18 protein-coding genes are annotated in these 22,926 nt (G+C 65.9%); 5 read left to right on the top strand and 13 right to left on the bottom strand.

All coding sequences use genetic code 11. From position 1 onward, the window contains the following. Positions 1-136 precede the first annotated feature (136 nt). The 5 genes from Q0030_RS13840 to Q0030_RS13820 are packed head-to-tail and all read left to right on the top strand — an operon-like array spanning position 137 to position 6,112. Entirely contained in the window at positions 137-613 is a 477-nt protein-coding gene (locus Q0030_RS13840; protein ID WP_298367644.1) for a formate dehydrogenase subunit gamma, read from the top strand. Next, positions 610-2,178, top strand: coding sequence for an NADH-ubiquinone oxidoreductase-F iron-sulfur binding region domain-containing protein (locus tag Q0030_RS13835; protein WP_298367641.1), 1,569 nt, complete (start codon positions 610-612; stop codon positions 2,176-2,178). Before Q0030_RS13840 ends, Q0030_RS13835 begins: the two co-directional genes overlap by 4 nt. Positions 2,179-2,191: 13 nt before the next feature. After that, positions 2,192-5,068, top strand: coding sequence for a formate dehydrogenase subunit alpha (gene fdhF, locus Q0030_RS13830; protein WP_298367637.1), 2,877 nt, complete (start codon positions 2,192-2,194; stop codon positions 5,066-5,068). Positions 5,069-5,070: 2 nt separating this feature from the next. Then, positions 5,071-5,907 carry a formate dehydrogenase accessory sulfurtransferase FdhD gene (fdhD, locus tag Q0030_RS13825; protein ID WP_298367635.1) on the top strand — a complete coding sequence of 279 codons (837 nt, stop codon included), beginning with the start codon at positions 5,071-5,073 and terminating at the stop codon, positions 5,905-5,907. Beyond that, positions 5,891-6,112, top strand: coding sequence for a formate dehydrogenase subunit delta (locus Q0030_RS13820; RefSeq protein ID WP_298367632.1), 222 nt, complete (start codon positions 5,891-5,893; stop codon positions 6,110-6,112). The genes fdhD and Q0030_RS13820 overlap by 17 nt, the downstream gene beginning before the upstream one ends. Positions 6,113-6,284: 172 nt before the next feature. On the opposite strand, the gene Q0030_RS13815 is transcribed toward Q0030_RS13820, so the two are convergent. The 13 genes from Q0030_RS13815 to Q0030_RS13755 form a co-directional block, all read right to left on the bottom strand. After that, the gene (locus Q0030_RS13815) at positions 6,285-9,248 is read right to left on the bottom strand and encodes a bifunctional [glutamine synthetase] adenylyltransferase/[glutamine synthetase]-adenylyl-L-tyrosine phosphorylase (protein ID WP_298367630.1); all 2,964 of its coding nucleotides are present in this window, start codon (positions 9,246-9,248) and stop codon (positions 6,285-6,287) included. Further along, positions 9,245-10,699, bottom strand: a complete 1,455-nt coding sequence (locus tag Q0030_RS13810; RefSeq protein WP_298367628.1) for an ATP-binding protein — start codon at positions 10,697-10,699, stop codon at positions 9,245-9,247. Before Q0030_RS13810 ends, Q0030_RS13815 begins: the two co-directional genes overlap by 4 nt. A gap of 3 nt (positions 10,700-10,702) precedes the next feature. Next, the gene (locus Q0030_RS13805; protein WP_097670709.1) at positions 10,703-11,383 is read right to left on the bottom strand and encodes a response regulator transcription factor; all 681 of its coding nucleotides are present in this window, start codon (positions 11,381-11,383) and stop codon (positions 10,703-10,705) included. 265 nt (positions 11,384-11,648) lie between these two features. Further along, a complete protein-coding gene (locus Q0030_RS13800) occupies positions 11,649-13,235 on the bottom strand; it encodes a Do family serine endopeptidase (protein WP_298367625.1) in 1,587 nt (528 codons plus the stop codon). A gap of 171 nt (positions 13,236-13,406) precedes the next feature. Continuing rightward, complete coding sequence (locus Q0030_RS13795; RefSeq protein ID WP_298367623.1) at positions 13,407-13,913, bottom strand: cytochrome c-type biogenesis protein; 507 nt, start codon at positions 13,911-13,913, stop codon at positions 13,407-13,409. Continuing rightward, positions 13,913-15,898 carry a heme lyase CcmF/NrfE family subunit gene (locus Q0030_RS13790; protein ID WP_298367620.1) on the bottom strand — a complete coding sequence of 662 codons (1,986 nt, stop codon included), beginning with the start codon at positions 15,896-15,898 and terminating at the stop codon, positions 13,913-13,915. The genes Q0030_RS13795 and Q0030_RS13790 overlap by 1 nt, the downstream gene beginning before the upstream one ends. After that, entirely contained in the window at positions 15,895-16,392 is a 498-nt protein-coding gene (gene ccmE, locus Q0030_RS13785; protein WP_207836602.1) for a cytochrome c maturation protein CcmE, read from the bottom strand. The genes Q0030_RS13790 and ccmE overlap by 4 nt, the downstream gene beginning before the upstream one ends. Positions 16,393-16,451: 59 nt before the next feature. Continuing rightward, positions 16,452-17,573 carry a c-type cytochrome biogenesis protein CcmI gene (gene ccmI, locus Q0030_RS13780; RefSeq protein WP_298367613.1) on the bottom strand — a complete coding sequence of 374 codons (1,122 nt, stop codon included), beginning with the start codon at positions 17,571-17,573 and terminating at the stop codon, positions 16,452-16,454. A 348-nt stretch (positions 17,574-17,921) separates the two neighbouring features. Then, positions 17,922-18,185 (bottom strand): hypothetical protein, encoded by a 264-nt coding sequence (locus tag Q0030_RS13775; protein ID WP_298367611.1) that lies wholly within the window; start codon positions 18,183-18,185, stop codon positions 17,922-17,924. Between the two features lie 5 nt (positions 18,186-18,190). Further along, entirely contained in the window at positions 18,191-18,433 is a 243-nt protein-coding gene (locus Q0030_RS13770; RefSeq protein WP_298367609.1) for a DUF6471 domain-containing protein, read from the bottom strand. A 359-nt stretch (positions 18,434-18,792) separates the two neighbouring features. Then, positions 18,793-20,187: a hypothetical protein gene (locus Q0030_RS13765; RefSeq protein WP_298367606.1), complete on the bottom strand. Its 1,395-nt coding sequence runs from the start codon at positions 20,185-20,187 to the stop codon at positions 18,793-18,795. A gap of 299 nt (positions 20,188-20,486) precedes the next feature. Next, positions 20,487-21,863 carry a sensor histidine kinase gene (locus tag Q0030_RS13760; RefSeq protein WP_298367604.1) on the bottom strand — a complete coding sequence of 459 codons (1,377 nt, stop codon included), beginning with the start codon at positions 21,861-21,863 and terminating at the stop codon, positions 20,487-20,489. Between the two features lie 218 nt (positions 21,864-22,081). Next, entirely contained in the window at positions 22,082-22,744 is a 663-nt protein-coding gene (locus Q0030_RS13755) for a response regulator transcription factor (RefSeq protein WP_163154879.1), read from the bottom strand. Positions 22,745-22,926 lie beyond the last annotated feature (182 nt).

Genomic DNA, 22,926 nt, shown 5'->3' with positions numbered 1-22,926 from the left:
ATTGCGATCCCGGATCGACCCATTCGGCAACGCTATTAATCGCGTTTCGCAATCGCCGCATGAGACAGCTTTATTGATGTTTCGAAGGATTCCAATTCTCATGTGCAAAGCAAAAAACTGATCGTGAGAAGCGCTGATGACGGTGGGATACGAACCTTGGGACAAGGCGCGCGGCGCTGAAATCGTCGCCGAGCATGCCGGGCTTGAAGGCGCCACGCTGGTGATCCTGCACGCGCTGCAGGAAGCCTTTGGCTATGTGCCGGAGCCAGCGATCCCGATGGTGGCCGAGGCGCTCAATTTGTCCCGCGCCGAGGTGCACGGCGTGTTCACTTTCTACCACGACTTCCGGAAGCGACCTGCCGGACGCCACGTCCTCAAGCTCTGCCGCGCCGAGGCCTGCCAGGCTGCTGGCGGCGACCGGCTTGCGGCGCGCGCGGAGGCCAAGCTCGGCGTATCCCTGGGAAACACCACGGCGGATGAGCGCGTGACGCTGGAGCCGATCTACTGCCTCGGGCTCTGCGCCACCGCGCCGTCGGCGATGCTGGATGGCCGGCTGGTTGGCCGGCTCGACGAAGCGCGCATCGACGCGCTGGTCGCGGAGGCACAGCGATGACGATGCGAATTTACGTCCCTCGCGATGCCGCAGCCGTCGCGGTCGGCGCCGACGATGTCGCCCTCGCCTTCGCGCAGGCCGCAGCAGCACGTGGCGCGGCAATCGAGATCGTCAGGAACGGCTCGCGCGGGCTGTGCTGGCTGGAGCCGATGGTCGAGCTTTCGACCGCCCAGGGCCGCATTGCGTTCGGCCCGGTGACGCCGGCCGACGTTCCGTCACTGCTCGATGCGATGGCGGGCAACGGCCAGCATGCCCTGCGGCTTGGTGTCACGGATGAGATCCCCTGGCTGAAGCGTCAGACGAGACTGACCTTCGTCCGCTGCGGCGTGGTCGATCCGTGCTCGGTCGACGACTACCGTGCCCATGGCGGCTACAAGGGCCTCGAGCGGGCGCTGACGTTGAACTCCGACCAGATCCTTGCCGACGTCACCACGTCGGGCCTGCGCGGCCGCGGCGGCGCCGGCTTCCCCACCGGCATCAAGTGGAAGACGGTGGCGCAGGCCAGCGCCGACCGCAAATACATCGTCTGCAACGCCGACGAAGGCGACAGCGGCACCTTCGCCGACCGCATGATCATGGAAGGCGACCCCTTCGTCGTGATCGAGGGCATGACGATCGCGGGTATCACGGTCGGCGCCACCAAGGGCTACATCTACATCCGCTCGGAATATCCGCATGCGGTCGAGGCGATGAACGCGGCGATCGCGGCCGCACGGCGCGCCGGCTTCCTCGGCAAGCGCATTGGCGGCACCAAGCATGAGTTCGATCTCGAGGTGCGGGTCGGCGCCGGCGCCTATGTCTGCGGCGAAGAGACTTCGCTTCTGGAAAGCCTCGAGGGCCGGCGCGGCATCGTGCGGGCCAAGCCACCGCTGCCGGCGCACAAGGGCCTGTTCGGCCGCCCGAGCGTGATCAACAACGTGCTGTCGTTTGCGGCGATCCCCTTCATTCTCGACAACGGCGCCAAGGCCTATGCCGATTTCGGCATGGGCCGCTCGCGCGGCACGATGCCGATCCAGCTCGCCGGCAACATCAGACATGGCGGGCTGTTCGAGACCGCGTTCGGCGTCACGCTCGGCGAGCTCGTCGACGAGATCGGCGGCGGCACCTTCACCGGACGGGAGGTGCGCGCGGTGCAGGTCGGCGGTCCGCTCGGCGCCTATTTCCCGCGCGCGCTGTTCGATACGCCGTTCGACTATGAGGCATTCGCCGCGCGCGACGGCCTGATCGGCCATGGCGGCATCGTGGTGTTCGACGACACCGTCGACATGGTCAAGCAGGCGCGCTTTGCGATGGAATTCTGCGCTGTCGAATCCTGCGGCAAGTGCACGCCGTGCCGGATCGGCTCGACCCGCGGGGTCGAGACCATCAACAAGATCATCAACGGCGAGCGCGTCGCGGAAAACCTCGCCGTGATCGAAGACCTCTGCAACACGATGAAATTCGGCTCGCTCTGCGCACTCGGCGGCTTCACGCCCTACCCCGTGATGAGCGCACTGAAACACTTCCGGGAAGATTTTGGCGGAGATTTAGGTCCCGCACCGGCCCACCTGCAGGCCGCGGAATAGCAAGGAAATCACGATGTCGCTGATCCAGGAAATCGATTTCGGCACGCCCAAGTCCAAATCCGAGGCGATGGTCACGCTGACCATCGACGGCAATCAGATCACCGTGCCCGAGGGCACCTCGATCATGCGCGCGGCGATGGAGGCCGGCACCCAGATTCCAAAGCTCTGCGCGACCGACATGGTCGACGCCTTCGGCTCCTGCCGGCTCTGCCTGGTCGAGATCGAGGGCCGCGCCGGCACGCCTGCCTCCTGCACCACGCCAGTCATGCCCGGCCTCGTCGTGCATACCCAGAGCGAGCGGCTGAAGAAGCTGCGCAAGGGCGTGATGGAGCTCTACATCTCAGACCATCCGCTGGACTGCCTGACCTGCGCCGCGAACGGCGACTGCGAATTGCAGGACATGGCGGGCGCCGTCGGCCTGCGCGACGTGCGCTACGGCTATGAGGGCGAGAACCACGTCTTCGCCAAATCGCACGGCTGCGAAAACGACAACTGGATGCCGAAGGACGAATCCAATCCGTACTTCACCTACGATCCCTCGAAGTGCATCGTCTGCTCGCGCTGCGTCCGCGCCTGCGAGGAAGTGCAAGGCACGTTCGCGCTGACGATCTCCGGCCGCGGCTTCGACAGCCGCGTCTCGCCCGGCATGAGCGAGAGCTTCCTCGGCTCCGAATGCGTGTCCTGCGGCGCCTGCGTGCAGGCCTGCCCGACCGCGACGCTGACCGAAAAATCCGTGATCGAGATCGGGCAGCCCGAGCACTCGGTGGTCACCACCTGCGCCTATTGCGGCGTCGGCTGCGCCTTCAAGGCCGAGATGCGCGGCGAGGAAGTGGTGCGCATGGTGCCGTGGAAGGACGGCAAGGCCAATCGCGGCCATTCCTGCGTCAAGGGCCGCTTCGCCTGGGGCTACACCACCCACAAGGAGCGCATCCTGAAGCCGATGATCCGCGAGCGGATCGAGGATCCCTGGCAGGAGGTGTCGTGGGACGAGGCGCTGAATTTCGCCGCCGCGAAGTTCAAGGGCATCCAGCAGAAATACGGCCGCGACGCGGTCGGCGGCATCACCTCGTCGCGCTGCACCAACGAAGAGACCTACCTGGTGCAGAAGCTGATCCGCGCCGGCTTCGGCAACAACAATGTCGACACCTGCGCCCGCGTCTGCCATTCGCCGACCGGCTACGGCCTGTCGCAGACCTTCGGCACCTCGGCCGGCACGCAGGATTTCGATTCGGTTGAGGACACCGACGTCGTGCTGATCATCGGTGCCAACCCGGCCTCGGCTCACCCGGTGTTCGCCTCGCGGCTGAAGAAGCGGCTGCGCCAGGGCGCCAGGCTGATCGTGATCGATCCGCGCCGCACCGAGATGGTGGAATCGCCGCATGTGAAGGCGCTGCATCTGCCCTTGATGCCCGGCACCAATGTCGCCGTGCTCACCGCGCTCGCCCATGTCATCGTGACCGAAGGACTGGTCGACGAGGCCTTCGTGCGCGAGCGCTGCGACTGGAGCGAGTTCGAGGATTGGGCCGCCTTCGTCGCAGACCCGAAGCACAGCCCTGAAGCCACTGCGATCATGACCGGCGTCGATCCGAAGGATCTGCGCGAAGCGGCGCGGATCTATGCCACCGGCGGCAACGGCGCGATCTATTACGGGCTCGGCGTCACCGAGCACAGCCAGGGCTCGACCACGGTGATCGCGATTGCCAACCTCGCGATGGTGACCGGCAATATCGGCCGGCCCGGCGTCGGCGTGAACCCGCTGCGCGGCCAGAACAACGTGCAGGGCTCCTGCGACATGGGTTCGTTCCCACACGAGCTGCCCGGCTACCGCCATATCTCGGGCGATGCCGTGCGCGAGCAGTTCGAGGCGATGTGGAACGTCAAGCTCAACAACGAGCCCGGCCTGCGCATCCCCAACATGTTCGACGCCGCGATCGAGGGCAGCTTCATGGGGCTCTACGTGCAGGGCGAGGACATCCTGCAGTCCGATCCGAACACCAAGCATGTGGTGGCGGCGCTGTCGGCGATGGAATGTGTCATCGTTCACGATCTCTTCCTGAACGAGACCGCGAATTACGCCCACGTCTTCCTGCCCGGCTCGACCTTCCTCGAGAAAGACGGTACGTTCACCAACGCCGAACGCCGCATCCAGCGCGTCCGCAAGGTGATGACGCCGCTCAACGGCTATGCCGACTGGGAAGTGACGATCCTGCTCGCCAAGGCGATGGGTTTCGAGATGCACTACAACCATCCGTCGGAAATCATGGACGAGATCGCGGCGCTGACGCCGACCTTTACCGGCGTCTCTTACGCCAAGCTCGACGAGTTCGGCTCGGTGCAGTGGCCCTGCAACGAGAAGGCGCCTGAGGGTACGCCGGTGATGCACATCGGCGGCTTCGTACGCGGCAAGGGCAAGTTCATCATCACCGAATATATCGCGACCGACGAGCGCACCGGCCCGCGCTACCCGCTGCTGCTCACGACGGGGCGCATCCTCAGCCAGTACAATGTCGGGGCGCAGACCCGCCGCACCGAGAACGTGGTGTGGCACGCCGAGGACCGGCTCGAGATCCATCCGCACGACGCCGAGCAGCGCGGCGTGCGCGACGGCGACTGGGTTCGGCTGGCGAGCCGCGCCGGCGAGACGACGCTGCGGGCCGAGATCACCGACCGCGTGGCGCCGGGCGTGGTCTACACCACGTTCCACCATCCGGACACCCAGGCCAACGTCATCACGACCGACTTCTCGGACTGGGCGACCAACTGTCCGGAGTACAAGGTCACTGCCGTGCAGATCTCGCCGTCGAACGGTCCGTCCGACTGGCAGAAGGCCTATGACGAGCAGGCTCGCCATTCGCGCCGCATCGCGCCGGTGGTGGAAGCCGCGGAGTAACGATGCGCGAGCCGGTCCACAAGGCGAACCGAAAGGTCTGGCGTGACGGCGTCTTCAGCGACGGCGCGCGTCTGATCCCGGAGGAGACGCCGCTGGCGCTGACCTACAATGGCGGCACCTACGCCGTGATGATGGGTTCGCCCGAGGACCTCGGCGATTTCGCGGTCGGATTCAGCCTGAGCGAAGGCATCGTGCAATCGGCCGACGAGATCGAGACCCTCGACATCGTCGAGCTCGACGACGGCATCGAGCTGCGGATGTGGCTCAAGCCCGACAAGGCCGAGCAGATCGCCCAACGCCGCAGGAACATCGCCGGCCCGACCGGCTGCGGCCTGTGCGGCATCGATTCCATCGCCGAGGCCGTCCGGCCGGCCGCGGTGGTGCCGGCGAGCCGCGTGTTCTCGCCGCGCGAGATCATGAGCGCCGTGGCGGCGGTCGCGCCGCTGCAAGAGATCAACCACCAGACCCGCGCAGTGCACGCCGCTGCGTTCTGGACCGCCGCGCGCGGCATCGTCGCGCTGCGCGAGGATGTCGGGCGCCACAATGCGCTCGACAAGCTCGCCGGCGCGCTGGCCTGCGACAAGATCGTCGCAAGTGATGGCATCGTGCTGGTGACCAGCCGCGTCTCGGTCGAGATGGTGCAGAAGACCGCCGCGATCGGCGCGCCGCTGATTGCTGCCGTGTCGGCCCCGACCGCGCTTGCGGTACGGATGGCGGATGCCGCCGGCATCACGCTTGCCGCGATCGCCCGCGCCGATGGATTTGAAATCTTTACGCATCCGGAACGCGTCACAGGCGTGGTGCCCGGCAAGGAGTCCGCCTATGTCGTCGTCGCCTGACAAACTGGTCTATATGGCGAACCAGATCGGAAAGTTCTTCCACAGCCAGGGGCACGACCGCGCGGTGCAGGGCATTTCCGAGCACATCTGGAAGTTCTGGGATCCGCGGATGCGCAAGCAGATCTTCGCCCATCTCGATGCCGGCGGTTTCGGCCTCGACCCCGACGTCCGCGACGCCTTGCAGAAGCTGCAGCAGCAGGCGTAGCTCTCGGAGCCCTGTTCCAGCCTACTCACCGTCTTCCGAGAGATTGTGACGCCTTATCCCCGGCGTCATTGCGAGGAGCGATAGCGACGAAGCAATCCATTTCTCCGCTTGCGGAGCGATGGATTGCTTCGCTTCGCTCGCAATGACGCAGATAGAGCCGTGATTGGAGGCGCTATCCCCCGCCCACAATCGCGTTGAAGACGCGGCGCACTTCGCTCTGCGTCTCGCGCAGGCGGGCTTCCAGGGCGGAGAAATCCGGCGCGTCGCCGGCCCGCGCCATCACGCGCCGCAGATCCTCGCCCGCGGTCTCCGGATTGAACTTGCCGGTGACGCACAGCCGCAGGATCTGCGTCAGGTCATGATAGAGCCGTGCCGCCGAGCGCAGGATCTCGGCCTCGGATTGGCCGAGCAGGCCGAGCTTGGCGGCATGCTCGAGCACCTGCAGCGTCGAGACGCTGAGGATCTCCGGCTTCACTGATGCGTGCGCGAGCTGGAGATATTGCGCGATGAAATCGATGTCGACGAGCCCGCCGGCGGCAAGCTTGAGGTCCCAGACATCGTCCTCGCCTTTCTCCAGCGCGATCGCGCGCCGCATGTCGGCAACGTCAGCCGCGGTCGACGCCGCGTCGCGCGGCCGCGTCAGCACGCTGCGGATGATCGCCTCGATCTTCTCGCAGAATTCCGCTGACGACGAGATCACGCGCGCGCGCGTCAGCGCCATGTGCTCCCAGGTCCACGCTTCACGCTCCTGGTAGTCGGAAAACGAATCGATCCGCGAGGCGACAGGGCCGGCACGCCCCGACGGCCGCAGCCGCATGTCGACCTCATAGAGCACGCCGTAATTGGTCCGGGTCGTGAAGGCGCTGATCAGGCGCTGGGTGAAGCGGGCAAAATACTGCGCGCCGTGCAGTGAGCGTTCGCCGTCGGAGTCCGGCGTCTCACTGTCGAAATCGTAGAGCAGAATCAAATCGAGGTCGGAGGACGCCGTCATCTCCCGGCTGCCGAGCCGGCCCATCGCGATGATCGCGGTCTCCTGCCCCTTGATCCGGCCGTATTGCGCGGCGAACTGATCGGTGACGAGACCGTGCACGGTGTGCACGATGCCTTCGGCGACATCGGCAAAGGCGGTGCTGGCATGTTGCGCCGACACGGTGCCGGACAGGATTCGCGTGCCGATCAGGAACAGGCTCTCCTGGCCGAACAGTCTCAGACGATCGAGGAAGTCCTCATAAGACGACGCATCCTGCAGCGTGGCGGCAAGCCGCTCCGACAGCTCCTTCTTGTCCGGCATCGCGCCGAAGAAGCGTGGATCGACCAGGCCGTCCATGATCTGCGGCTTCCGCGCCAGCATGTCGCCGAGCCGCGGTGCCGCGCCAAGGATCAGCGCCACCAGCGCGACGAAATCGCGGTTCTGGCTGAGCAGCGAGATCAGCCGCCCGCCCCGCTGCAACGCGCCGAGGAAACGGTCGAACGCCGCGACCGCATCGTCAGGCTCCTCGGCATCCGCGAGGCCGTCGATCAGGCCGGGAATGAATTCGAGGAACGCCGCCCGCGTCGCCTCCACGCGCAACGCGCGATAGTCGCCTTCGATCCATTGCTGCACGGTGCCGGCGACCATGACCGGCTTCTTGAAGCCGAGACTGGCGAGATGCTCGATCAGGCGACCGTCTTCGGGGCCCGCCCCGTAGTCGACATCCGGCAGCTTCGCGCTTCCGGTCGGATCGTCGCCCTCGAACAGCTTGCTGTAGTGGTTCTGCACGATGTTGAGCTGGCCGAGCAGATCCCTGGCGAAGGCCTCGCGATTCTCGTAGCCGAAGAAATGCGCAAAGCGCTCGACCGCTTCCGGCTCCTCGGGCAACGAGTGGGTCTGCTCGTCGGCGATCATCTGCAGCCGGTGCTCGACCCGGCGCAGGAATTCGTAGGCCGTCGTCAGTTCGTCGCGCGCTTCAAAGGTGATCCAGTTGCTGTCCGCGAGCACATTGAGCGCCTCCAGGGTCGGCCGGACCCGCAACTCCGGATGACGGCCGCCGGCGATCAGCTGCTGGGTCTGGGCGAAGAACTCGATCTCGCGGATGCCGCCGCGGCCGACCTTGACGTTGTGCCCCTCGACCGAGATCTCGCTCTGGCCGCGATAGGTCTGCATCTGCCGCTTCATGTCGTGGACGTCAGCCAGCGCGGCGAAGTCCAGATGCTTGCGCCAGACGAAGGGCGCGAGCTCGGCGATCAGCGCGTCGCCGGCCTTGGGATCGCCGGCGCAAGGCCGCGCCTTGATCATCGCGGCGCGCTCCCAGGTGCGCCCTTCGCGCTCGTAATAATGCAAGGCCGCGTCGGTCGAGATCGCGACCTGGGTCGAGGCCGGGTCGGGACGCAGCCTGAGATCGACCCGGAACACATAGCCCTCGCCCGAGCGCTGCTGCAGCATCCGCGCCATCGCCTGGGTGACGCGGACGAAGAACGGCTGTGGCTCGATATCCTCGGCGAGCGAGGTGGCTGTGCGATCGAAGAACACGATCAGGTCGATGTCGCTGGAATAGTTCAGCTCGCCCGCGCCCATCTTGCCCATCGCGAGCACGATCAGGCCCGAGCCGATCTCGGGATGGTCAGGGTCGGCGGCGGTCATCCGGCCGCGGGCGACCTCCTGCCGGAACAGAAATCGCAGCGCCGACTGCACCGAATTCACCGCAATGTCGGTCAGCGCCGCCGTCACCCGCATCACCGGCCAGACGCCGCCGATGTCGCACAGCGCGATCATCAGCGCGGCCTCCGCCTTCATGCGGCGAAGCAGAACCATCACATCGGCCTCGCTGCCGGCGGCAAGCACGTCGCGCGAGGTGGTCTCAATCAGGCCCGCCAGATGCGACTCCGGGTCGCATGACAGGACCCGGATCAGCCGCGCGGCATCAGCCCGCGCGAGCTCGAACAGATAGGGCGAGAACTCGGCAATGCCGCGCAGGATGTCCCGTGCGAATGGGTGCTCCAGCAGCGCCGCGAGCGCGGCCGATTGCGCCGGTTCGAGCTCGGCGAACCAGTCAGTCAGGCGCTGATCGGCAGATACGGAAACGGCGACACGCGGTCCGTCCGCGAACCGCGCGGCCAGATGGTGTCGATCCGCGTTTCCCGGCGCGGCGGCATTCATGCCGCCTTCTGTGGCACATCCTGCGTTTGAGCCGCAAGCCTGTCACTGCCGCCCGCCCGCGCCGGCAGCACCAGGGTGGCCACCAGCCCCGGATGGGCATCACCGAGCCGCAGCTCGCCGCCATGGAGCGTGGCAACCGCCGAGGCCAGGCTGAGGCCGAGACCGGACCCGGGTAAGGTGCGGCTGGCCTCGAGCCGAACGAAGCGCTCCACCGCGTGCTTGCGGTCGCCCTCGGGGATGCCGGGACCGTGGTCGGTGACGCTGAGCAGGACCTGATCGCCCTCGCGCCGGGCTTCGATCAGGATCTCCCGCGCATCGGCCTTCATCGGCTCCACGCCCGGTTCGGGCTTGCCATATTTGATGGCGTTCTCGACCAGGTTGGCGACCGCCTGGCTGATCAATTCGCGGTTGCCGTGAATCGGCGCCGGCGCGGTCTTCACCTGCAGCGTCATGCCGTCGTCCTCGGCCAGCGGCTCGTACAATTCGTGGATGCCGTTGGCGACGTCGGCGCCGTCGAAATCATCCATGTTGCCGCGCGCCTGGCCGGACTCGGCCCGCGCGATCATCAGCAGCGCGTTGAAGGTGCGGATCAAGCCGTCGGACTCCTCGATCGTCCGCTCCAGCGCCGCGCGATAATCGGCCTCGCTGCTAGAGCGCGCCAGCGCCTCCTCGGCGCGGTTGCGCAGCCGCGTCAGCGGCGTCTTGAGGTCATGGGCGATGTTGTCGGAGACCTCCTTCAGCCCCGTCATCAGCGCCTCGATGCGCTCCAGCATGGCATTGAGATTTTCCGCGAGACGGTCGAGCTCGTCGCCGCTGCGGCCGACCGGCAGCCGGCCGGACAGATCGCCCGCCATGATGCGTTTGGTGGTGCCGGTCATGGCGTCGATCCGGCGCAGCACGCGGCGCGCGACGAAGATGCCGCCGCCGATGCCGAGCACGACGACGACGAGGATCGACCATTGCGCGGCCTTCGCGACGATGCCGAACAGCCGCCGCCGCTCCTCAAGGTCGCGCCCGACCAGGAGGCGGAAACCGTTGTCCATCTCGGTGACCCGCACCAGCGCGCGGTGATCGGTCTTGTCCTGGTCGTCGAACCGGCGATAGGCGGTCTCGCTCCAGCCCTGGACGCTCATTACGCCCGGCGCCAGCGAGCCGACATTGCCGGCCAGCGCCTGCCCGTTCGGCGCCGTCAGGAGATAGAGGTTGGCGCCCGGCCGCAGCGCACGATTGCCCATGGTGGTCAGCAGGCCGTGCAGGCCGCGGCGATTATAGATGGCCGTGATCTCGCCGATCTCGACGTTGACGGTTGTCGTGATCTGCTCGGTGATCAGCCGCCGCGTGTTCCAGGCGAAGTAGGCCAGCAGCGAGGCGGCAAACAGCGCGAACAGGAACAGGTAGACCAGCGTCAGCCGAAACGCCGTGGTCCGGATCAGTTTGCCGAATGCCGTCACGATCTACCTGATACCGTCTCTGATCATATACCCCGCGCCGCGGATGGTATGCAGCAGCGGCCGCTCAAATCCCTTGTCGATCTTGGACCGCAGCCGCGAGATGTGGACGTCGATGACGTTGGTCTGCGGATCGAAATGATAATCCCAGACGTTCTCGAGCAGCATGGTGCGTGTCACCACCTGCCCTGCATGCTTCATCAAATATTCGAGCAGGCGGAACTCGCGCGGCTGCAAGGTCAGCTCATCCTTGCCGCGGGCGACGCGATGCGACAGCCGGTCGAGCTCGAGATCGCCGACCCGATAAGTCGTCTCCTCGGCCGGCCCGACATTGCGCCGCGACAGCACCTCGACGCGCGCGAGCAGCTCGGCGAAGGAATAGGGCTTTGGCAGATAGTCGTCGCCGCCGGCGCGCAGGCCCTTGATGCGGTCATCGACCTGGCCGAGCGCCGAAAGAATCAGGACCGGCGTCCGGTTGCCCTTGTCGCGCAGAATGCCGATCAGCGACAGGCCGTCCCGCTTCGGCAGCATGCGATCCACAACCATCACGTCGTAATCGCCGGTCTCAGCCATCGACAAGCCTTCCTCGCCGTCGGAGGCGAGATCGGCGATATAGCCGACTTCACGGAATGCCTTGACCAGATAGTCGGCTGACTCGCGGTCGTCTTCGATGATCAGGATGCGCATTTGCGGAGCGGTTGCGGTCACGGGAATGGGCCCTCTGTCAGCATGGCGCGGCCGGCCTGCACATGCAAGACGACCGCGAATATTCCAGATTGTCTGAAAAAAGTGGGCGGTGAAGCTGGGGGACCTCACCGCCCTGAGACCTTCCGACAGAGGGGGGCATATTCCATCGAAAGGCAACATAGGGAGCGAGCAAGGGGCCCGCCCCCCGGAACGCGCCGTCGGCGGGGGCGACGAATGCCGGCGACGCGTTCCAACTCATAGATAGTTATCCCTTGGCCAGCGGCACTGCCACAAAGCGCGACGAACCGCCGCTCTTCACGCGCATGAGAACGCTGTTCTTGTTGTCATTGCGCGCCGCGGTGATCGCATCACGCACCTCACCGGCGGTGCCGACGGTCTTGCCGGCGACCTCGAGGATCACGTCGCCTTCCTTGAAGCCCCGCTCAGCGGCAGCACTCTTGGGATCGACTTCGGTCACAACCACGCCTTCCTTGCCGGCGCCGGCCACGCTGTTGGCGGGTGCCACAGTGAGGCCCAGTTTCGGCACGTCGGTGCCGCGGGACGAGTTGCCCTTGTCGCTGTTGTCGGTGTCAGCCTTGGCCTCCAGGTTGTTCGGCAACTGGCCGAGCGTGAGGTTGACGGTCTTGTCCTGACCCTTGTGCAGCACGTTCAGCTTCACCGCATTGCCGGGCGCGAGGCCGCCGATGGTGCGGGCGAGTTCGCGCGCATCCTTCACCGGCTCGCCGTTGACGGCGGTGATGACGTCACCGGACTCGATGCCGGCCTTGGCCGCGGGGCCGTTGGCCTGCGGTTCGGCAACCAGCGCGCCTTCGGCCTTCTTCATGCCGAGGCTGTCGGCGATGTCTGATGTCACCGGCTGGATCTGGACGCCGATCCAGCCGCGGCTGACCGAGCCCTTGTCCTTCAGCTGGGCAACGACGCTCTTGACGGTCTGGGCCGGGATCGAGAACGCGATGCCGACGCTGCCGCCGGACGGCGAGTAGATCGCGGTGTTGACGCCCATCACCTCACCGGACACGTCGAACGCCGGGCCGCCCGAATTGCCCTTGTTCACGGGCGCATCGATCTGGATGAAATCGTCGTACGGACCATTGCCGATGTCACGGCCGGAGGCCGAGACGATGCCCGCGGTCACGGTGCCGCCGAGACCGAAGGGATTGCCGACCGCCAGCACCCAGTCGCCGATGCGCGGCTTGGTGTCGGAGAGCTTGGCGAACTGGAAGTTGGAGCCGCCCTCGACCTTGATCAGCGCGAGGTCGGTGCGCGGATCGGTGCCGATCACCTTGGCGGAATAGGTCTTGCCGTCGTCGGTCGTGACCTCGACCTTGTCGGCGCCGTCGACGACGTGATTGTTGGTCACGGCATAGCCGTCAGCCGAGATGAAGAAGCCGGAGCCCTGGCCCGTCACCACGCCGCCGCCACGCGGTCCACCGCGCAGACCCGGGGGCAAGCCATCCGGACCGCCGAAGCGGCGGAAGAAGCGCTCCATCGGCGAACCCGGCTGGAACGGCGAATCGTCATTATTGCCACTGTCGTCCTTCGCGACCTTCTCGCGAATGTTGACCTTGACCGAGATCACCGACGGCTTCACCCGCTCGACGATGTCGGCAAAGCCGACCGGCTGCTGAACCTTCTTGACCTCGTTATTGACCTGCGCGTGCGCGGGGGTCGTGAACAGGTCGGCCGGGTTGTGGGTGGGGCTGAAGCCGTAGGTGGCGGCACCGAGGCCGGCCACGACCGACGCCATCAGCGCGAGTTTGCGGGCAGAGAACAGCGAGCGCTTCGGCGCCTTGTAGGACGGAAGGGTCGAGAGGTCGGGACGGTCGGTCATGTCTTGAGATCTCCAGGGCCAGAATCATTCGGTGCGCGGGCGAGCACCTGATGCGTCTGAACATGGGGTCATCAGCCTTACGGCGCGCTGGCTGCGGAATTAAACTTTGGTAATTGAGCCGGCCGGTGCTGCGGCAGAATAGCGCATGCAAATTAAGGGCTTAGAAAGGAACTAAAGCGGCTTGTCCGGCGCGGATTCGGCAGCCAGCAGCCGCTCCAGGCGCGCTTGTTCGTCGGACGTCAATCCGGGGGTGGAATCGCCCCCGCCGGCGGCCGGATTTGCCTTGCGGCGGCCGAGGCGCCAGAGCGCGAAGCCGCCCAGCAAAAGCGCCAGCGGCGGGGTCAGCCACAGCACCAGCGTATGCTCGTTGAGGCGCGGCTTGAGCAGCACGAATTCGCCATAGCGGGCCACCAGGAAATCGATCACCTGGCGGTCGCTGTCGCCGGCCGAGATGCGCTCGCGCACCAGGAGGCGCAGGTCGCGCGCCAGCGGCGCCTCCGAATCGTCGATCGACTGGTTCTGGCAAACCATGCAGCGCAGTTCCTTGGAGAGCTCGCGCGCCCTCGCCTCCTTCGCCGGATCCGCCATGATCTCGTCGGGCAGCACCGCCCGGGCAGGCATCGCGCCGAGCATCAGGCTCGCCGCAAGCACGGAGGCTGCAAGACCGCGCGACCGCATCACTCGGCCGCCTGCAATGCGCGCGCCGCTGCTTTGGCCGGCTTCGGCGCACCGACCCGCAAGCGCCGGTCGGACAGCGACAGCATGCCGCCGAAGGCCATCAGCACCGGCCCCCACCAGATCATCAGCACCAGCGGCTTGTGATAGATGCGCACCGCGATCGCGCCGTCGGCCGAGGTATCGCCGAGCGAGATATAGAGCTGGCTGGCGCCGCGCGTCAGCAGCGCGGCCTCGGTCGTCGAAGCGCCGCGGGTCGTGAAGTTGCGCTTTGACGGCGTCATCACGCTGACCTTCTCGCCGTCACGTGTCACGGTGAATTGCGCGACCATCTCGCGGAAGTTCGGCCCCTGCCGTGGGTTCAGGCCGTCAAGCCGCAGCTCGTAGCCGGCGAGCTTGGCAACGTCGTCCGGCTTCATGGAGCCGATATATTCGCTGTTCCAGGTGGTCTCGCAGACGATTCCGATCAGTGCGACGCCGAGGCCGGCATGCGCGAAGACCGTGCCCCAGGTCGCGCGCGGCAGGCCGCGTGCACGGCGCAGCGAGAGCGACAGCGGAATCCGGAACAGCGCGATACGTTCGGCGAGGTCGCACAGCGCGCCCATGATCACGAAGACGGCAAGCCCGATCGCGAGCGGCGCCAGCGTCGCGCCGCCATAGGTCCACGCAAACACCACCGCGATCGCAACCAGCGCGACGATGCCGGCGACCATCAGCCGCTGCGCCGCGCCGAGCAGGTCGCCGCGCTTCCAGGCCAGCAGCGGCCCGAACGGCACCGCGAGCAAGAGCGGCACGAACAGCGGCGCGAAGGTGAAATTGAAGAACGGCGCGCCGACCGAGATCTTCTCGCCGGTCAGGACCTCGAGCGCCAGCGGATACAGCGTGCCGATGAACACCGTCGCGCAGGCGGTGGTGAGCAGCAGATTGTTGAGCACCAGCGCGCCCTCGCGCGAGATCGGCGCGAACAGCCCGCCCTGCTTCAGCGCCGGCGCGCGCCAGGCATAGAGCGACAGGCTGCCGCCGATGAAGACGAACAGGATCAGCAGGATGAACACACCGCGCGTCGGATCGGTGGCGAAGGCGTGAACCGAGGTCAGCACGCCGGAGCGCACCAGGAAGGTGCCGAGCAGCGACAGCGAGAAGGTCAGGATCGACAGCAGCACGGTCCACACCTTCAGCGCGTTGCGCTTCTCCATCACCAGCGCCGAATGCAACAGCGCGGTGCCGGCCAGCCACGGCATCAACGAGGCGTTCTCAACCGGATCCCAGAACCACCAGCCGCCCCAGCCGAGCTCGTAATAGGCCCAGTAGGAGCCCATCGCGATGCCTAGCGTCAGGAAGATCCACGCCATCAGCGTCCACGGCCGCACCCAGCGCGCCCAGGCGGCGTCGATCCGCCCTTCCAGCAGCGCCGCCACCGCGAACGAGAACGAGATCGAGAAGCCGACATAGCCGAGATAGAGCATCGGCGGATGCACCGCGAGGCCGATGTCCTGCAGCACCGGATTGAGGTCGCGTCCCTCGATCGGCGGATTGGCGATGCGCAGGAATGGGTTCGAGGTGATCAGGATGAACAGATAGAACGCGCTGGCGACCCAGGCCTGCACCGCCAGCACATGCGCGCGCAGCGACAGCGGCAGATTGTTGCCGAAGGCGGCGACGAGGCCGCCGAACAGCGCCAGGATCGACACCCACAGCAGCATCGAGCCTTCATGGTTGCCCCAGACGCCGGTGATCTTGTAGAGCAGCGGCTTCAGCGAATGCGAATTCTCGAAGACATTGGCAACCGAGAAATCCGAGGTGACGTGCAAGGTCACCAGCGCCGCGAACGACGCCGCGACGAACAGCAATTGGGCGAGCGCGGTCGAGCGCGCGACATTCATCAACGCCGCATCGCGCCAGCGCGCCCCGACGATCGGCACGATCGACTGGATCAGCGCGAGGGCGAGCGCGAGCACCAGGGCATAATGTCCGCTTTCGGCGATCACCGCATCGCTCCCTGGGTCGGTGCCGCGGAGGCGCTCGGCATGCTGTTTGGTTTGGCGCCGTAATCGTCCTTCCAGTGGCCCTGCTTCTTCAGGGCGTCGGCGACGTCCTTCGGCATGTAGGTCTCGTCATGCTTGGCGAGCACAGTGTCGGCGCGGAACACGCCGTCAGCATCGAGCGCGCCTTCGGCCACGACGCCCTGCCCCTCGCGGAACAGGTCCGGCAGGATACCCTTGTAGGCGACCGGCAGCGTCGCGCCGCCGTCGCCGACGGTGAAGGTCACCGCGAGGTTGTCGCCGCGCTTGAGCGAGCCTTGCTCCACCAGGCCACCGAGGCGGAACCGCTTGCCCGGACCGAGATGCTTTTCAGCCACCATCGACGGCGTCGAGAAGAACACGATAGAATCGCGCAGCGCGTTCAGCACCAGGCCCGCGGCGATCGCGAGCACGACGAGCGCGCAGCCGATCAGTGTCAAACGCCGTTGCTTCCTGGTCATGGTGCTTCCTTGCGCATGACGTCAGCCGAAAACCGCTGCACATGTTTCGGCATCATGCGTTATCCATCCAATCCGAGACTCTTCAGCCCTTCATTGAGCTGACGCAACCGATCCGCATCATTGCCCACCGCCTGGCGGGCATCCGCGAGCGCGCTCATCGCCTTGTCGCGCTCTCCCATCACGAGATAGGCGCGGACCAGCCGCAGCCAGCCCTCGACGTCGTCGCCATTCGTCTTCAGCCGCGTCGCCAGCCGATCGACCATGCTTTTGATCATGGTACCGCGATCGGCCTCGCTCATGTCCCTGGCCGCCGCCACCGCGCCATCCGGCAGCGCAGGTGCGCTGACGCCAGCGGGCACACTCCCGCCGACCCGCACCAACGCGGCCTGCACCAGCGGCCGCCACGGTGCATCGGACGGCCCCTTCGCCAGCATCTTCTGCCAGAGCGCCGCGGCGTCCGCCTTGCGGCCGTCCTGCTCGGCGGCGAGACCGAGGAAATAGTTCGCCTTGGCGTCGTCGCCATTCAGCGCGACCGAGCGCTCGAACTCTGCCTTGGCGTCCGCGGTGACGACGCCGCCGGCGCTCCCCATCAACGCCTCGCCGAGATCGGCGCGGCGGTCGGCGCTATCGCCGGCATAGGTGATGGCATTGCGATAGGCCCGGACCGCGTCATCGTAGCGGCCGAGGTGCGACAGCACCGGCGCCAGCACCGTCCAGCCGCGGCCGTCGGTCGGGTTCTTCTCCAGATGGGCCTCGACCTGCGCGACCAGGTTGGCGAGCGGCTGATTGACATCCGCCACCCGGCTGCGCTCGGCCAGCGGAAAGTCGCCAAGCCGCGGCGAGCCGAGCGCGAGATAGAAGCCCGAGGCAATCACCGGCAGCCCGACCAGGGCCACGACTGCGGCGGCGCGCCGCAGACTGAGACTGCCTGTCACCGGAGCGTCACGTCCGCTCTGGTCGGCGGCGGCCAGCAGCCGGCGGCTGATCTCGATCCGCGCAGCATCGGCCTCGGCGGCGCCGATGATGCCTGAGGCCATATCGCGGTCGATTTCGGCGAGCTGGTCCCGGTAGACCACGACCTCGCTGCCGCCGGTATCCGCCAGTCCGCGGCGGCTGAGCGGCCACAGCACGGCAAAGATCGCCGCGACCGTCATCAGCGCGAACACAAACCACAGCGTCATCAAGCGGTTCCCGGATGGAACGGCGGCTTCCGGCAAGCCGCCTTAGAATCGCTTTACACTACCCACGCCAAGCCCGGCAATTGACAATTGCTGGATCGACCGAAGGTCGAAATCAGCCGGTTTCCGGCGCCGTTCCGGCGATGTTGCAACGGCGTCTCCGGGCGAAGGCGCGCGCGACCAAAATATCGAAAACAACCCCATGCAAAGTAGCAGGGGCCGCCGACGCTCGCTTGACGACTTGACACGTCGGGCAAATCAGCGCCACACTTCCATTATTCCGAAATTGCGCAAATGCTTGTCGTGCCGGCCTTGGGCGGGACCCCATATTATGGCGCAAACGCCACAAGCCTACGAAAAGTGGATAGCTATTGGACCAATCACAAAAATCCAGAACACGTAGACGATTTCATTCCTAATCATTAGGGCTCGGTACTTCCGACCCCGTTCGTTAAAGTACTGAGGCTCGACCTGCGCCGCGAATTTGCGGACGAAGTTCACGCCATTTGGCTCAACGCCGGGAGCTAGGTTCTGCAACGCCTGTCTGCCGAAACGCAGTTCGAGATACGCAAAAACAGGTATTGCTGATCCCCAGACATAAATAAGCCAGCGCATGATCCTCAAATCTCTTCCAACACCACCTGTTCAAGCTCCAACGCTGCAACGCATGCAAGAAAGAAAATCGCCGTAAACGACCCCCGCTTGAGCTTCATGGTGATCCCGGCCTCGGTCTCGTCTTTGAGGCCGTGCTTTGTCAGCCGCTTCACCAGATCGGCATAGGTCACATCGGCCTTCTTCATCTCCGCCTTGAGGAAGGCGCTGGCGCGCTGGCCCCATTCCTCTTCCGCCGTGGGTAGGACCATGGCATCTCAATGCGCGGCAGACCGACGAAAGACCCTCACACCCGACCGGCGATCAACACCCTTGAACGGCTCCATATGGAGCTGGGCGGGCAGATACTCGCGAACCGGCAACAGCACGACGCCTTGAACGAGCAAATGCGGCACGTCGAGGCCGCGAGCGCCACAACACCGGAAAAAGCCCTCCTTCTGTGCCCCTACTGCGCTTCCGAAGTTCTCATGGAGGTGGGAGCGTATGAGATATGTGACAGATGAGGCTGGGAAGATGACCCAACTGACTACTCAGGCGGCGCAAATCAGTTCAGCCTCAATCGATGTCGCGAAAAGCGCCAGAAATTGCGGTAACAGCGCACTAGGTATCGCTAACCCGCGCGAGACGACTTCCGCTCGCCGGTCACGGCGTTCTCGGCCGCCCGGTTCATCAGGGAGGCGTAGTCGTGGCCGAACAGCACCTCGCAGAAGCGGATCGCGGCCTTGACCTGCTGCTGCCGGAAGGCGCGGACCCGCGCATCGCCGCCGCGCAGCGACTGCACCAGCCCCTCGGTCGACTGCTCGACATAATGTTGCAGGTCCGAGAAGGTCCGCAGCGTCACCTCGTTGATGGCGAGCTCGCTGGCGTAGGTGCGGCACACCGCGACAAAGTCGATCAGGGCCGCGGCATCCTCGACCTCCGACGCATCGATCTTGGCGCCGGCCGTAATGTCCTTGTCGGCGCGCTGACGCAGGATCCGGCGGACCCGGCCCGGCACGCTGTCGATCTCCGATTGCAGCGCGTTGGAGGTATCGGCGCGCACCGAGGTGAGCTGGCGGCCCCAGGTGGAATCGTTGCGCAGGTCAAGCTCGGTGCGCAGGCCGCGGACCCCGTCATGCAGGGTCTTGAGCTGCTCGCCGACATAATCGAAATGTCCGCGCCTGATGTCGGTGCGCAGACAGGCTGCGACGAATGACAGGTCGTGCAGCGCGATGGTGACGGCGATGCCGTACGGCGTTGCCGCGACCCGCAGCTCGTCGTCGGAGGCCGCCATCTTGATGGCAAGGCGGATGAGCTGCCATGGCGCGGCGAGCCGCTGCGCAATCAATGACAACGCGAACGGCAGCAGTTGCGGCGTCTGCAGCGACGGCAGCTTGAGCGCATCCATCGCGGAGGCGATCTGGGAATCGGAAAACACCCTGATCTGGCTCGGCAGCCGGCTGCCCAGGGTTTCCAGGGCTTCACGGGCCTGCAACACGAGGCCGATCGGCAGCAGATCCTCGACAACGTTCGGCGGGCCCACGCGTGCCAGCGCGCGCTGACGGTCGTCCTGCATCGGCCCCGCGATCTTGAGGATGGCTTCCGCAGCCGCAAGCTGGAACTTGCGCGCGGCGATCTCCATCGGACCGCTCTCCGTGGCCGCCGCCAGCGCCGTCTCGAATTCGCGGGTAGCCTCAGGCGCGCCCTCGCGGGCCAGCCACTGCCAGATCGGCAGCAGCGAGGCGCGCCGGAGCTGGCCGGGCCGGGTCGGGAAATTGGTCTCGGCAAGGAACGGCTCGAGCGGCCGGAACAGGAGCCGCGCCGGGTCGTCGCTGCGCGGCTGGATCTGTTCGGCCTCCTCGGCCCCGCGCACGATCTTGCGGAGCTGCTCCAGCACCAGGTTGGCGACGGCGACATCATCGCCGCGTTCGACGGCGCGCTCCAATTCCCGCATCAGCAGCGCCTGCGATTGCGGCGGAAGCTGCGCGAGATAATCCCTCAGCCGCTCGGTCGATTTCTGGCTCATGCCCGGTCGTGAAAGCTAGGTGCCCGGCAAACGCCGCAGCCCGTCCGCCCGCGATGATAGAGGTGGGCGCGTTAAGAAGCCGTTTAGGAATAATGACGGCGCCGAGCCCGCTATTAGGTTGAGCTGGAGCGGCAACGGAGGCTCACCTCTCCCTTGGGAGAGGTCGGCGCGCAGCGCCGGGTGAGGGATTACGGTCTCTCGTTAGAACTGCGGCCCCTCCCCGATTTGCTGCGCAAATCGACCTCTCCCCGTCGGGGAGAGGTGAACCGTGTTCGTGGCCATAGTGATTTCATCCCGGTCTACACCGCCGGCAGCACGAGCTCGGCCCGCAGGCCGCCGATCGGGGCGTCATTCAGCGCGAGCTTGCCGCCATAGAGACCGGCGAGATCGGTCACGATCGATAGTCCAAGCCCCGAGCCGGGCTTGGATTCGTCGAGCCGCTGGCCGCGCCGCGACACCTGGGCGCGCTCGGCTTCCGACAGGCCGCGCCCGTCGTCGTCAACCACGATGCGCAGCCTGGGACCAGCGCCCGACGCCTCCGGCGGGACCACGCTGACCTCGATGAACACCTGAGAAGCCGCCCATTTGCAGGCGTTGTCGACGAGATTGCCGACCATCTCCTCGAGGTCCTGCCGCTCGCCGCGAAACCGCGCCGCCGGGTCCGCCTTCGCCTCGATCGCGAGATCGCGATCGCGATGGATCTTCTCCATGGTCCGGCGCAGCGCCTCGATGACGGGGGCGACGTCGGTGATGGTGCTGACGATGGTGGCGCGGGCGGCGATCCGCGCGCGCTCGAGGTGGTGCGCGACCTGGTCACGCATCAGGTCGGCCTGCTCCAGCACCTTGCTGGCAAAGGGATCGCCGGTATGCGTGCCCGCTTCGTTCACGATCACCGACAGCGGCGTCTTGATCGCATGGGCGAGGTTGCCGACATGGGTGCGCGAGCGCTCGACGATCTCGCGGTTGGCATCGATCAGCGCATTGGTCTCGCGCGCGAGCGGCGCGATCTCGACCGGAAACCGGCCCTCCAGCCGCTCGGCGCGGCCGGAGCGGATATCGGCAATCGAATCCGAAATGCGCTTGAGCGGCGCGAGGCCATAGCGCACCTGGAAGATCGTGGTCAGCAGCAGCACGATGCCGAGGGCGGCGAAGGTGCCGCCGAGATAATAGTCGAAGCTGCGCGTCTCATCGAAGATCTCGGTGGCATCGCCGGCGACGCTGACCAGGAACTTGCCGTCGGCGCCGAGATCGACCGGCCGCTCCACCACGCGCAGGCTCTGGCCCTCGGGCCCATCGACATAGCCGAGGCGGACGCCGGCGGCGGTCAGCTCGGCACCGTGCTCCTCGAGCTTCGGCAGCTTCTTGTCCCACAGCGAGCGCGAGGCGCGGGTCTCGCCCTTCTCGGTATCGGTGCGGGTGATCTGCCAGTACCAGCCCGACAGCGGCAGGTCGAACAGCGGCTCGCCGAGCGACTGGAACTGGCGGTCCGCCGGCTCGTCCGGCGTCGCCACCTCGGCGATCAGGGTGCGCAAATAGAGATTGAGTCGCCGATCGAAGGCGCGCTCAGTGGCGTCGCGATAGACCGACGACAGGATGACGCCGGTGATCGCCAGGATCACCACCACCCAGGCGGTCGCCGAGACGAACAGGCGGGTCGCAAGCGAGCTGCCGCCCATCAGGGCACGGGCTCGAACAGCGCGTCAGCGACAACAGACATCAGGGATTCAAACATTGGCGAATCCAGTCCTCCCGGCGCGGATCATGCCAATGCCCGTGTACGCCGATCAAGCGCTCTAAGAGCATGATCCGATTGAATAGGATATGCTCTCATCCTTTTGTTTGGTCGCGTTTTCTTCATATGAGCGAACCGCTATCCACTTCGCTCGAAAACGCTTTAGGTCGGCGGCGACAGCATGTAGCCGAGGCCGCGAACAGTCTGGATAATATCGACTTCCAGCTTCTTGCGGATGCGGCCAACGAACACCTCGATCGTGTTGGAGTCGCGGTCGAAGTCCTGGTCGTAGAGATGCTCGACCAGCTCGGTGCGCGAGACCACCCGCCCGGTGTGGTGCATCAGGTAATCAAGCAGGTTGTACTCGTGCGAGGTCAGCTTGATCGGGTTGCCGTTGACGGTGACCCGCTTGGTGCGGGTGTTGAGCGCCACCGGCCCGCAGACCAGCTCGACCTGGGCATGCCCGGTCGCGCGGCGCAGCAGCGCGCGGATCCGCGCCAGCACCTCCTCCAGATGGAAGGGCTTTGCGACATAGTCGTCGGCGCCGGCATCGAACCCCTGAACTTTGTCGCTCCAGCGGTCGCGCGCGGTGAGAATCAGCACCGGCATCACCCGCTTGTTCCGCCGCCAGGCCTCGAGCACCGAGATACCGTCCATCTTCGGCAGGCCGATATCCAGCACGACCGCGTCGTAGGGCTCGCTGTCGCCCAGGAAATGCCCCTCCTCGCCGTCGAACGCGCGATCGACCACATAGCCGGCGTCCGTCAGGGCAGTGGTGAGCTGGCGGTTCAGATCCGGGTCATCCTCAACGACGAGCAGACGCACTTTAGCCTCCGAGAGTGAGCATTGCGATATTCCGGCATCAAATGAGGCTTCCGGCCGTGAACGGCCTATGAATGGAGCCGCAGGCGAAACCTTATTTTTTCGTCAGGTGCACCATCCCGGGAACCCGCGCAAGCGCGACAGGTTCCCGCAGAGAGATGCGCGCCAGATGGGATTGAGTTTCA

Source organism: uncultured Bradyrhizobium sp. (genome assembly GCF_947648125.1).
GTDB lineage: Bacteria > Pseudomonadota > Alphaproteobacteria > Rhizobiales > Xanthobacteraceae > Bradyrhizobium.
Note: the sequence above shows the minus strand (reverse complement) of the source record. Positions and strands in the feature narration are given on the sequence as shown.

Coding starts and splice junctions, on each gene's coding strand:
- Q0030_RS13795 (WP_298367623.1), bottom strand. CDS start 13,913: ATGCGGTCGCGCGGTCTTGCAGCCTCCGTGCTTGCGGCGAGCCTGATG.
- Q0030_RS13765 (WP_298367606.1), bottom strand. CDS start 20,187: ATGAGCCAGAAATCGACCGAGCGGCTGAGGGATTATCTCGCGCAGCTT.
- Q0030_RS13840 (WP_298367644.1), top strand. CDS start 137: ATGACGGTGGGATACGAACCTTGGGACAAGGCGCGCGGCGCTGAAATC.
- Q0030_RS13835 (WP_298367641.1), top strand. CDS start 610: ATGACGATGCGAATTTACGTCCCTCGCGATGCCGCAGCCGTCGCGGTC.
- Q0030_RS13800 (WP_298367625.1), bottom strand. CDS start 13,235: ATGACCGACCGTCCCGACCTCTCGACCCTTCCGTCCTACAAGGCGCCG.
- ccmE (WP_207836602.1), bottom strand. CDS start 16,392: ATGACCAGGAAGCAACGGCGTTTGACACTGATCGGCTGCGCGCTCGTC.
- ccmI (WP_298367613.1), bottom strand. CDS start 17,573: ATGACGCTGTGGTTTGTGTTCGCGCTGATGACGGTCGCGGCGATCTTT.
- fdhF (WP_298367637.1), top strand. CDS start 2,192: ATGTCGCTGATCCAGGAAATCGATTTCGGCACGCCCAAGTCCAAATCC.
- Q0030_RS13760 (WP_298367604.1), bottom strand. CDS start 21,863: ATGGGCGGCAGCTCGCTTGCGACCCGCCTGTTCGTCTCGGCGACCGCC.
- fdhD (WP_298367635.1), top strand. CDS start 5,071: ATGCGCGAGCCGGTCCACAAGGCGAACCGAAAGGTCTGGCGTGACGGC.
- Q0030_RS13770 (WP_298367609.1), bottom strand. CDS start 18,433: ATGGTCCTACCCACGGCGGAAGAGGAATGGGGCCAGCGCGCCAGCGCC.
- Q0030_RS13815 (WP_298367630.1), bottom strand. CDS start 9,248: ATGAATGCCGCCGCGCCGGGAAACGCGGATCGACACCATCTGGCCGCG.
- Q0030_RS13805 (WP_097670709.1), bottom strand. CDS start 11,383: ATGCGCATCCTGATCATCGAAGACGACCGCGAGTCAGCCGACTATCTG.
- Q0030_RS13820 (WP_298367632.1), top strand. CDS start 5,891: ATGTCGTCGTCGCCTGACAAACTGGTCTATATGGCGAACCAGATCGGA.
- Q0030_RS13775 (WP_298367611.1), bottom strand. CDS start 18,185: ATGCGCTGGCTTATTTATGTCTGGGGATCAGCAATACCTGTTTTTGCG.